The organism is Flavobacterium sp. LC2016-01 (genome assembly GCF_009711135.1).
Lineage (GTDB): Bacteria > Bacteroidota > Bacteroidia > Flavobacteriales > Flavobacteriaceae > Flavobacterium.
In genome coordinates this window covers 128,171-140,107 of record NZ_WMIC01000010.1, presented here as the reverse complement: position 1 = coordinate 140,107, position 11,937 = coordinate 128,171, and the positions used below count along the sequence as shown (strand labels likewise).

At 36.3% G+C, this 11,937-nt stretch carries 6 protein-coding genes; 2 read left to right on the top strand and 4 right to left on the bottom strand.

The window, feature by feature from the left end; translation table 11 throughout:
* Positions 1–10: 10 nt before the first annotated feature.
* Complete coding sequence (locus GKZ88_RS19065) at positions 11–3,307, bottom strand: DUF5107 domain-containing protein (protein ID WP_155103906.1); 3,297 nt, start codon at positions 3,305–3,307, stop codon at positions 11–13.
* 11 nt (positions 3,308–3,318) lie between these two features.
* The gene (locus GKZ88_RS19060) at positions 3,319–4,665 is read right to left on the bottom strand and encodes a sugar porter family MFS transporter (RefSeq protein WP_155103905.1); all 1,347 of its coding nucleotides are present in this window, start codon (positions 4,663–4,665) and stop codon (positions 3,319–3,321) included.
* A gap of 136 nt (positions 4,666–4,801) precedes the next feature.
* On the opposite strand from GKZ88_RS19060, the gene GKZ88_RS19055 reads away from it, so the two are divergent.
* Together GKZ88_RS19055 and GKZ88_RS19050 are read left to right on the top strand one after the other, a co-directional pair.
* The gene (locus tag GKZ88_RS19055) at positions 4,802–5,683 is read left to right on the top strand and encodes an AraC family transcriptional regulator (protein ID WP_155103904.1); all 882 of its coding nucleotides are present in this window, start codon (positions 4,802–4,804) and stop codon (positions 5,681–5,683) included.
* Positions 5,684–5,937: 254 nt separating this feature from the next.
* Positions 5,938–8,391, top strand: a complete 2,454-nt coding sequence (locus tag GKZ88_RS19050; protein WP_155103903.1) for a glycoside hydrolase family 9 protein — start codon at positions 5,938–5,940, stop codon at positions 8,389–8,391.
* A 73-nt stretch (positions 8,392–8,464) separates the two neighbouring features.
* Here the strand turns inward: GKZ88_RS19050 and GKZ88_RS19045 are convergent, their stop codons facing one another.
* Both GKZ88_RS19045 and GKZ88_RS19040 read right to left on the bottom strand, forming a co-directional pair.
* Positions 8,465–10,645 (bottom strand): TonB-dependent receptor, encoded by a 2,181-nt coding sequence (locus GKZ88_RS19045; RefSeq protein WP_155103902.1) that lies wholly within the window; start codon positions 10,643–10,645, stop codon positions 8,465–8,467.
* 33 nt (positions 10,646–10,678) lie between these two features.
* On the bottom strand, positions 10,679–11,845 hold the full coding sequence (locus tag GKZ88_RS19040) for an alpha/beta hydrolase-fold protein (RefSeq protein WP_155103901.1): 1,167 nt from the start codon (positions 11,843–11,845) through the stop codon (positions 10,679–10,681).
* Positions 11,846–11,937: the final 92 nt, after the last annotated feature.

Here is an 11,937-nt window from a genome sequence, read left to right as displayed (position 1 = left end):
TTTAAAACTTTTAAAAGACAGGTTCACCTTTTTCCAGCATTGAAATATGTATCTGAACTCCTTGATGATTGATATCTTTTTTTAAAGCTTTCTGAAGATGCTCTTTTGCCTTTTCAGTATTTCCTAATCCATAGTAACCGAGTCCGAGCATATAATGACAATGAACCTTATTTCGTAAAGTCAGATCATCTTCCCAAATCAGAAGATCAGGAAGCGATACTGCAAAATAATCCAATTTTATAATCTCATCAAGATGTTTCTCGCCATAAGCAATCAAGGAATTAAAACGTTTATGTGCTTTTTCAATATCATTTAATTTTAATAATGCCAATCCCTGATAAAATATCTTATCCGGTTTTTGATCATTATAGAAGATTGCAGCTGCAGGTTCTGAATTACCTTGTTTGGCTAATGTCCAATATTCTTCTGCTATTTCATAATGCTTTAAGCCGTGGTAGGCACAGCCAAGCCAGTAAAGAAAATCGTTTTCCTGCGCTCCAGACAGTTTTCCTTCGCCTAAATTTGGCGGATACTGCAAACATTCTTTTAAAAGAATTATAGCATTATCGAACTTTTTTTTAGCCAAAAATTCTTTTGCCAGCTCTACTCTTGCCAACTGAAATTGGGCAGGAACCTTGCCTTCTCCTCCTTCCCACGGATGAAAGATACGGCTGTCAATAAGACGTATTGCTTCATTATAATTTTGTGTCTGATTGCATAATGCTGCATATTCCAGATAAAGATCGTCACGCTGTTTTACCAGATCAAAGTGCTTTTCCAAAAATGTTTTACGGACAGAAAAAGAGCGATATAAACGTTTATATAACTGATCGAGCTCCATAAGTATGCGGGCATCAGAAGTGTCAAGTTCAAATGCCTTTTCCATAAATTGGACTGCTTTTTCCTCTTCTTCCATTTTGTTGAAATAAGCCAGAGCCAGATTTCTAAATACAGTCGGAAAAGTACTGTCGTTTTCTGCTGCTTTTTCCCAACATTCTACTGCTTTAGAATACTGTCTTTTATCGTACCATAAATTCCCTAGATAATAAGGCGCTTTCGCATCGGCTTTATTTATTTTCTGCACGTATTCTAATGCAATTATGGCTTCTAACCGATTTGGAAAACAATATTCAGGAGAATGTGCAGAAGCTATTTTAAACGCAGTCTTGGCATCTTTCCCGTCAAGCGACAATGCCCACCCCATATAATAATAGGTCATGGCCGTAGTTTCACAGGTCTGTGCTCCTAGCTGAAGCAAGTGAACCGCTTCATTGTACATTCCGGAAGCGATATAATCCAGTGCAGTGATTTCATAATTATGAATTTCACCGCGCATAACCGAGTGCATTTTGTCTAAAGCCGAAGTCTTTTTCACAATCAGATATTCTTCAAAAAGACAGCCAAAATTAAACAGGTCAATTTTCAAAGAATCAGCAATTAATGCTAGAGCTTCCTTTTCTTTCCCCGACCTGCGCAACAATGCCGTTTTTAAAGTACGAGCTTTTTGATTGTGCCAATTGCGTACCAAAGATTTATCGACTTCATAAAGTGCATCTGTCAGATTACCAGCTGCCGATGAAATCTGTGCGCATGCAAAATAACCAGCGTCCTGCATAGCGGCATTCCAACATGATTTATAAAAAGCATCATAAGCCAATTTGTTTTTGCCCTGATATTTCAATGCTAATCCAAGATTGTAATGCGGTTCTCCGTCATAAGGGTTCGGATTTCGCTCAAGCTGTGTATTTATAGCATTCTGAAAATATTTTTCAGACTCTCCAAATCTTCCTCTTCTAAACAGCCATAATCCCATTGCATTGTTATTTCTTACATCTGATGCATCTCTTTTCAAAGCTTCCAGATAATAGTCTGAAGCATTATAAGTAGCATGACGGTATTGTTCCAGATGCAGTCCAGTGAGGTATAATTGTTCGCAGGTTGGAGTTTCTTCGGGTGAAAAAGCTGGTTTCGCAGGTTCAGGAACAGGTTTTACATCCTGCTTTTCCGATTTTATGCTTAAAAGTTCTTTTTCATGAATATCATATACAGAAAGTTTCAAATCTGAAATCAAGACAGTTCCAACATTTATTTCCTTTTCATAAACTAATTCTGGAGATAAAGTAAGTGTTTCTTCAAAAAAGCCTTCAAGTACTATTTTTACATTTTTTAATTCTGAAGTTGCAAAGATTTTTATAATTGCATTTTGATTATCCTTTTCTATATTCATAAGAAGATCCTTCGATGCATTTTTTACCACACCAAGTTCACGGTAAGGCAGAAAATATTGCGTAAACGTTTTTTCTTCATAAGGCTGCATCCAGCTGAAATCAGGCTGATTATCTGTATACACTCCAGCCATAAGTTCAATGTATGGACCGTCTTCATCTGTTAAATTTCTATCCCAGGCTTTTCCAAAATCTCCATTACCCCATGTCCACTGCTTTTTTCCTGGTGAAATATGATGATTTGATACATGCAGCACTCCGGCATTCGTATCATTTTCATAACCTCCAACAAAATTGAACTCCGAATTAATTGCCATATAAGAAGTTGGAACTGGTATATTTTTGTAATTTGAAATATCAACTCCTGCGGAATAATCTACTTTGTAATAAGTTCCCGTTGCAATTGGAAATGTAGAAACATCTCTTTTTCCATGATCAAAAACAGCATGTACATCTGGAGGAAAAACAGATTGATAGTGCTCATTTACTGCAACGGCTGGATTTGCCCACCATAAAAAAGTCTGCGGTATAGGAGTGGGATTATAAAGTTTTCCTTTGATTTCAAGATAAGCTTTTCCAGGATGGAGCGTGAATCCCGCCATTCCTTTCTGGTGAAACATTCTTTCGTTTTCGCTCACCCATACTGTAATGCTTCCATCAGTATTGTTTTCGATGGTATGGTCTACGGGTAAAAAAGTACTAGGACGATGATGCTGTGGCCAGTTAAATTCTATTCCGCCCGAAATCCAAGGCCCCGTAAGTCCCACAAGTGCAGGTTTAATTACTTGATTGTAATAGATAAAATGACGCTGTTTAATTTTATCATAGGCCATTTGAACCCTCCCGCCAAGCTCAGGAAGAATCATTACTTTTATGTATTCATTCTCCAGATATACTGCTTTATAGATCTTATTCTGCTTTTCGTCTTCAATTTTTTCTATAACAGGGTAAGGATAAACAGCACCACTGCTTCCCTGATACACTCTTTTCTCGAAAAACATCGGATTTTTTTCCGGTTTTCCAATATTATACGTTGGGATCGAAACTTCTTCTTCCCAAACTTTTACTGATAAATCATTCATAACTTATATTTTTAATGCGATGCCATATATTCTTCTACCTGCTCCAAAGTCTGACCTTTCGTTTCTTTGACTTTTTTAAGAACAAAAACAAATCCGAGAAAACAAATAGCAGAATAAAGATAAAATGGTCCATAAGTACCCAATTTTTCGGCAAGTATTGGAAAAGTAAAGGCTATAATAAAATAACCAATCCACAACGAAACAATAGCCACAGAAGAAGCTAGGCCCCTAATTCGATTTGGAAATATTTCTGAGATCAATACCCAAGTAACCGGAGCAAGAGAACTTGCATAAAGGGCTATAGCGATTAGAACTATTATTGAAATTAAACCGGCCGCTGCACCGCTTTGAAGCAGATATGCCAAAAGAACATAGATTATAGAAAGACCTAGTGAACCTATAAGCATTAAAGGTTTTCTGCCTAATTTATCTACCTGCCACATCGCTACGACAGTAAATATCAGATTAACGGCTCCTATTACAACGGTTTCAAAAAGCTGTCTGTCAAGATCGGCTCCTGCAGATTCAAAAATTGTCGAGGTGTAGTTAAATACAACATTTATCCCGCAGAGCTGCTGAAATACAGCTAGTCCAATTCCTAGCATTACTGCAGGACGTACTGATTTTTCAAAAACAACCGCATATGATTTTTTCTGAGTTCCAGAAAAGGACTTTTCAATATCGGCAAATGTATCTTTCACAAATGCCTCAGAGCCAATTTTTCCAAGTATTATTTTTGCTTTTTCAGGTTGTCCTGCCTGCAGAAGCCATCTCGGACTTTCTGGAAGCCAAATCAGCCCGATTAAAAATAAAAGAGACGGAATTGCGCCCAAACCAAACATCCACCTCCAGACATCCGGCCCGTTGCCTGACAAAAAGTAATTTAAAAGATTCGTAACTAAAATTCCAACAACTATGGTAAGTTGATTTATAGCTACGTTTCGTCCCCTCATAGACGCTGGGGAAATTTCCGCAATATACATAGGACTGAGCATGGAAGCCATTCCTACTCCTATTCCAGCCATAAACCTCATCAGTACAAAGATTGTCAGGTTACTGGCCATTGCCATTCCAATTGATGATATAGCAAAAATCAATGCCGAGAGCATTAATCCGGGGCGTCGCCCAAAACGGTCGGCAAGCTGTCCGGCCAAAAGACATCCAACTATGCATCCTAGCGCAAGTGAACCTGTAAGGAATCCCTCCCACCATGCATTTAATTCAAATGCAGTTTTTAAAAAAGGAAGTGCTCCAGAGATAACAGCAAAGTCAAAACCAAAAAGATAACCGCCAAGTGCAGATATAAAAGAAATTCCGAGTATATAATTGTTATTATAAAGGCTGATTTGATTGGTCATGAAAATAAAATTTTCGGTAAGTTAATAAGTAAAACAAAAATACATTTCGTTCTTGCTTTAAAAATGGATTATATATTGAAATAAATGGATTATCTTACGACTTTATTTTAATTTATATCGTAATAGTTAACTTATAATGAATAATCTACCGACAGCAAGAATTAGAGATGGTTTTCCCGGACAGACCATGATCGTTCTTTCACAGGAGCAGAAAAATAAAATTTCGCCAAATCCTTTTTTTCAAAATCTTTTCGCGTCGGCTGTGGGGTATTTTCCAAATGCCAAAAATCATGACAGATCAAGGAAAAATGGTATTCACGAGTATATTCTGTTATACTGCCTCGATGGCGAAGGATGGATTACAATTAATAGAAAAACGATAAAACTGACTCCTAATACCGGTTTTATAATTCCTGAAAATACCGCTCATAAATATGGAAGTTCTCTCACTCATCCATGGAGCATTTACTGGGTTCATTTTACAGGAAATTATGCTCAGACATTTTATAAACGATTTTCTGCCTCTTCATCTGAAGCAGTAAAAATTGCATTTGATCAAACACGAATTATAATTTTAAATGCAATAATGAAACTTCTTGACAGTGATCTTGCTGATGAAAAAACAGAACTGACCCATTTTAAATTAATAGCGTTTTTAAGTTCATTGTGTTATTCAGATACTTTAGACAAGGCCAATACAGATGACAGGATTGATCTTTCAATACTGTTTCTGAAAAAAAATATAAACAAAATACTGTCCATTCAGCAGCTTGCAATTCAGGCTAGTTATTCGGTATCAAGATATTCGGAACTTTTTAAAAACAAAACTGGATATTCTCCAATTCAATATTTCATTAAATTAAAAATCGAAAAATCCTGTGAATACCTATATTACAGCAACATGAATATTAAGGAAATATGCAAGGAAATAGGTTTTGACGATCCTTATTATTTCTCTAGAATGTTCAAAAAACAAATTGGGATGGCGCCTCTCCAATATAGAAAAACACATAGCTGATATTTGCAATTCCATTCAATCAATTATAGCAGGAGAAATTAGATAAATGATCGTAATGATAGAAACTATTTGATATGAAAATTAAACGATTAAAAGCGCATCAATTCTTCTATAATACGCTTCAAATTTGTTATTCAGATTATTAGAAGAAAACTACATTTATTAGCTTAATGGTATTATTTGATTCGTCATTAATTAACATTAGTCTATTTACATTCCTTCATAAAATATTAATCGAAATACGCTATAAAATAATGAAAAGTAAAGCTCTGATTGTTTTTGTGTTAATAGTCTTGATGCTGCAAATTAAGATGCAGGCACAAAATTTAAAACTTCATCCTAAAGGTTATTTTTCTGCTCGCGGATTAGAGGTAACCGTCTTTAACGATATATACCCGGATGGGCATCAGACAGGTGTTACGATGATTCAGCATGGGGAACGTGTTATGGCTAATGGTGATTTGAGATTAGAAATTTCACCAGGTCAATGGTCTCCTGTTCCGAAAGAAGTAGAAAAAAAGATAGATCCTGCAACAAATACCATTTCTCAAAGTTTATATTATCCTGATGAAACTAAAAATCATGTTGGTTTTAATCCGATAAATTATCCGGATTTGAAATTAAAATATAAAGTAAACGTAACGCCTACAGAAGGAAATAATTTCCGGATTACAGTTGATTTAGAAAATGAAGTTGATGCAAAATGGTTAGGCAAAATTGGTTTCAATCTCGAATTATTTCCAGGAGATTTATTTGGAAAATCGTATAGCTGTGATGGAAATTTTGGGATTTTCACTCCTTCGCCTTATGGGCCTGTTCTACCACATATTGATGGACAAAACCTTGGAACACCGCTTTGCAAAGGAAAAAAAATCACAATTGCTCCTGAAAGCGATTTATTACGATTAAGTATTCAGTCTAATTTAGAAGACATTGCTTTATGGGATGGAAGAATCAATCACAATAACGGATGGTTTATTATCAGGGCTCCTATTGCCGCAACGTCCGGAAAAAGGGTTATAGACATTACGGTTTCTCCAAATGTTATTCCAAATTGGACATACAAACCGGTTGTTCAGGTTTCACAAGTTGGTTATTATCCAACACAATCTAAGGTAGCTATTTTAGAAACAGATCCAAATGATACGGAAGTGTCTGAAATAATTTTGATAAAACATGATGCGTTTGGTAAGAAAAACATCAAAACCATAAAGCCTAAAAAATGGGGCGACTTTTTAAGATATAACTATTACCAACTCGACTTTTCTGAAGTAAAAGAAGAAGGAATGTACACGTTAAGTTATAGAGGAAATAAAACTTCTCCTTTTCAAATAAGCAAAAAGTTATATGACCGAAATGTTTGGCAGCCTATTTTGGAATACTTTTTACCTGTTCAAATGTGTCACGTGAGAGTGAATGAAAAATATCGAATTTGGCATAACTTCTGTCATTTAGATGATGCTCAAATGGCACCGATTAATCTGAATCATTTTGATGGATATGTGCAGGGACCTTCGACACTTACAAAATATAAATCGAATGAAGTTGTTCCGGATTTAAATCAAGGAGGTTGGCATGACGCCGGAGATGATGATTTACGTGTAGAATCTCAAATTGGAACCGTATGGAATCTGGCACTGATGTTAGAGGAATTTAATATTGAGTCTTATGATGCGACCAGTATTGATGAAAATAAAAGAGTTGTTGAAATTCATCAGCCTGACGGCAAATCGGATGCTTTGCAGCAAATGGAACACGGACTGGCTTCAATTTTGGGAGCATACCGTTCTATGGGACGTTTGTACAGAGGAATTATTACAAACGATTTAAAACAATATGTACTTCTTGGCGATTTTGGAGGAGTTACAGATAACAAATGGACCGAAAATCCAAATGCAAAAGATGATGATCGATGGGTTTTTACTGAAGATAATCCTGATCGGGAATTGTATGTTGCTGCCGGACTTGCCGCTTCTTATCGGGTTTTAAAAGTCTCAAATCCCAAATTAGCCACTGAATGTTTAGAAACAGCCAAAGCGCTTTACAAAACGTCTTTTGCAAAATCAAAAAGAACAGAAAATAAAATAGCTATTCTTGTTGAATTAGCACTGTCAACAAACGAAACAAGTTACATCAATCAAATTACAGATTTACAAGGAGATGTATTGAAAAATTTCGAAGATTTAGGATGGAGAGTTGGGCGAATAAAACATCTTATTAAAGATAAATCCTTTCTGGAGAAGTTGAATGCTGAGGCGCAAAAATGGGCTACAAAAAGCAAAAACAATTCCCTTACAGATTCTCCATACGGAGTTCCATACACGCCTAATATTTGGGGAGCTGGCTGGACTTTACAGGAATTTGGCGTAAAGCAATATTATTTTTCAAAATCATGGCCAAAGTTTGCAAACTATGAAGTGTATAGTAATGCTTTAAATTTTATACTTGGAGTTCATCCGGGCAATAATACAGCCTCTTTTGCATCGGGAATTGGATCTAATTCGGTGTTGGTAGCGTATGGTATGAACCGCGCCGATTGGTCTTATATTCCCGGAGGAGTAACTTCGGGAACGGCACTTATAAGACCAAACTTACCCGAACTTAAGAAATGGCCTTACTTTTGGCAACAAACCGAATATGTAATGGGTGGCGGATCTACCGATTTTATGTTTTTAGTGCTGGCCGTTCAAAAACATTTCGGAAATTAAACTTTAGTAAAAAAGCGATAAAATATAGAAGATGATTTTCTATATTTTATCGCTTTACTCCAATATATTCTGGCTATATTTTTATAGATACTGTTCCTGAAAATGTTCTTCCGTCTGATGGCCAAATCCCAGGTCCCGGGTAAAATTGAGGACGTTTTGTGAAATAATGCTCATCAAAAACATTACTGAGATTAAATTGTAATTTTATATTGTCTGTCAATCGTAGTGCAAGGTTTAAATCAAGAAGCTGATATGCAGGTACCAGACCAACGGCTCCGCTTGCAGAAGGCGTAACAATATTAAGTGCATCGGCATAACTTTCAGCTGTATAACTGTAAAGTGCTGAGAAACTAACTTGTGAATATCGAAGTGTAATTCCGTTTCTGGAAATCCAGGACGGAACACTTTCTACTTTATTGCCGTCGATATTTACATTGGTATTGCCTGATCTAACTACAGCATCCTCATAGCGGGCATCCATAAAAGAAGTTGAAGTAAACAATGATAAACTCGTCTTTTTACCCAAAGAGAAATCGCCCTGCAAAAAGAATTCAAGTCCAGCTGTTCTTGAATCACCAATATTGGTTCTGAAAATAATCAGATTGTTTGCCGAGTCCGTTTGTGCAAGCGTACCCAAGCGGTTGTTGTATTGCAAATAAAAACCTGTTACATCCCAATTTAGGTATTTCCATTTGCCTCTAAAACCAACTTCGGTATTATAGCCATAAGCATCTTTTAAATTTTTATCGCTTGCCTCGTAAATCGATTGTGGAATAATATCTTTAAAAATAACAGGCCTATAAGCTTGCGACCATCCTCCGTAAATATTGATACTTTCTGTGAGATCATATTGGGCACTTACACCAAATAACGGAAAATGATGTTCAATTTTATTTGGCAATTCTTTTTCTGAATAATAAATGGTTGTACCGGTCATATTCGTTTCACCAATTTCCATTCTAACTCCTGTATTGACTGAAAATCGCTTTGTTAAAAGCCATCGATTTTCGGCAAATAATGCTATGTTTTTTGTTTTGAAATGCAGATCTCTCCCCCAGCCCGGTGTTACAAGCGATAAATCAAAATCGGTTCCTGTTGTTCCTTTTCCTTGCTGTTGGCGGTGCAGATCGTTGTTCATATATTGAATACCTGTCGCAAGCGAACTTGTTTGTTGGAACAATTTGTAGGATTGAAGCATTCGCAACTCTGTGGTGTAACTATTAAAATGATCAATATCAACCTGACGATTATTATACTGAAGTGTAGCAGGAACAATGGTGTCGGCAATATTGGCCGGCCTGTCAAACATCACACTATTTCTTGCTCCTAAAACAGCCGAAGTCGTCAGTCTCAATTTTGTTGAAGAACTAACATTCCAATCCGCTGTTAATGACGGAATATGGATATTGGGCTGATAATAATTACGAGATCGCGTTGACATTTTTGGATCATCATAAAACATACTATCGGTTAACGGTCCAGGAATATGTGTAATGTAATTTGAATGCGTCCATTCTAGTTTAAAAGTTAGATCTTTTGATACATCATAATAAAGCGAAATTCCTTCAGCATCAAAACTAGAGTCACTATTATCTCTATAACCTGTAATCCATTTGCCATTTACCCAGGCAGAATATCGAAACTTTCCTAATGTTCCCGAAAGGCTGTTGTAAGTACTCACTAAACCGTAAGAACCGAGCGTATTGATAGTTTCAAAAGTAACTTTTTTTGAATCTGGCTGTTTACTAATATAATTGAGCATACCTCCAAATTGCGCACCGTATTGCAGAGAAGCTGTACCCCGAACTAGTTCAATACGTTCTACCGCTTCCATTGGAATATTATAGTGACTGGCAGGATAACCGTACATGTCGGAGTTGGTTATGATTCCGTCCTTACGCACATTGAATTCCCAACTACGGTGAGGGTCAAGGCCACGTGTGGAAATATTTACCTGATTACCTGTTCCGTCGATATCGTAAACAAAAATACCGGGTATTTTAGCAAAAATTTGTCTGCCGTATTTCTCTGTAATCGCACCATTTTTCTGGGTCATATCAATTACCTCATTCTTTTTACCTGAAAAAATATAGGTACCTTGTACAGGTTCAAGCCGATGAATATCAACAAGTATGCGACTGCCTTCGACAGTTACAGGAGAAAGTTTATGGGGTTTTATGGTATCTGTTGTTGTTTGTGAAAAAACAGCAGTAGCATTAATTAAGAATAGTGCAATAAGAAAGGGTTTGGTCATAGTAGGTTAGTTAGTTTTTAGAAGTTAGATTAATTATTTAAACAGCTTAGAAGCAAACTGATTCAAACATCTTCTCCACGTAAGCCACTCATGAGCTGTTTCAGGAGATTCATAATAATCATATTTAATTCCTTGTTGTTCTAACATGGTTCGGAATGCTCCAATAGATTTAGGAAAAGGGCTTGGTTCTTTTGTTCCTAGACCTAACCAAAAAAGCTTGATTTTTTTGTTCAGTGCATTACCATCTTTATATTTTCCGTCTAAAAATGTAGCAACATCAATCGTATCACCACTTGGATAATTTGCTGTACCGCTGAAACCTCCATAATAAGAAAAAATATCAAGATGATTCATCATGATTCTCATTGTTTGATTGGCTCCCATCGAAAGACCCGCGATAGCTCTATGTTCACGATTGGCAATCGTACGAAACTTAGCGTCAATCATAGGAATAACTTCAGTAATAAGAACTTCTTCAAAAATTGATTCCGGACGTTCTTTCTTATCTGAAATCTCTTTAGTTTGAGGTTTAAAGGCATAGCCGTTATCCATTACAATAATCATTGGCGTTGCTTTTTTTGAAGCAATTAGATTATCTAAAATTAAATTGGCTTTACCCTGAGATGACCAGCCAGTTTCGTCTTCAAAACTTCCGTGTTGTAAATAAAGTACCGGAAAACGTGCTTTACTATCTTCATTATAAGAAGGAGGAGTATAGATAAAACAACGTCTAAAAGCATTAGTCAGTTTTGAGAAGTAAATATTTTCATTTATAAGACCATGAGGTACATTTTTTAATTCGAAAAACTCCTGATCTCTTGACGGAATTTCTATCCCACTTCCCCATCGGCCGGCACCGTAGAAATACAAACTTCCCGGATCTGGAACTGAGGCTCCATCAATATTTAACTGGTAATAATGAAATCCTTCATCCTGCGGATTCGATTCTCCCGTCCAAACTCCCTTGTCATCTTTTTTCAGATCATATTTTACACCGCCAATATCCAGTTGGACTTTATTGGCATTGGGTGCCGAAATACTGGCACGCACGCGTCTTTGCGAATTTACTTGCGGAAATTGTTTATCCGACTGATTCATTGTTGAAGATTTAAAATCTTCAATAAACTGTGTTTCCTGACTCCAGCCTGACTGAAAATACAAGCTGGAAATTAGTATGGCAATATTTATAAATTGTTTCATATTTATATTTGTTTATGTTGTGGTTAATTTTACCGCAAAGCCCGCAAAGTTTTTTTCGTTGTGTTTATAATTAGCTTTATTAGGTTCGCAAA

What these genes read in the sequence shown, in the direction of transcription:
- GKZ88_RS19060 (WP_155103905.1), bottom strand. Translation starts at nt 4,665, where the DNA reads ATGACCAATCAAATCAGCCTTTATAATAACAATTATATACTCGGAATT.
- GKZ88_RS19055 (WP_155103904.1), top strand. Translation starts at nt 4,802, where the DNA reads ATGAATAATCTACCGACAGCAAGAATTAGAGATGGTTTTCCCGGACAG.
- GKZ88_RS19045 (WP_155103902.1), bottom strand. Translation starts at nt 10,645, where the DNA reads ATGACCAAACCCTTTCTTATTGCACTATTCTTAATTAATGCTACTGCT.
- GKZ88_RS19050 (WP_155103903.1), top strand. Translation starts at nt 5,938, where the DNA reads ATGAAAAGTAAAGCTCTGATTGTTTTTGTGTTAATAGTCTTGATGCTG.
- GKZ88_RS19040 (WP_155103901.1), bottom strand. Translation starts at nt 11,845, where the DNA reads ATGAAACAATTTATAAATATTGCCATACTAATTTCCAGCTTGTATTTT.
- GKZ88_RS19065 (WP_155103906.1), bottom strand. Translation starts at nt 3,307, where the DNA reads ATGAATGATTTATCAGTAAAAGTTTGGGAAGAAGAAGTTTCGATCCCA.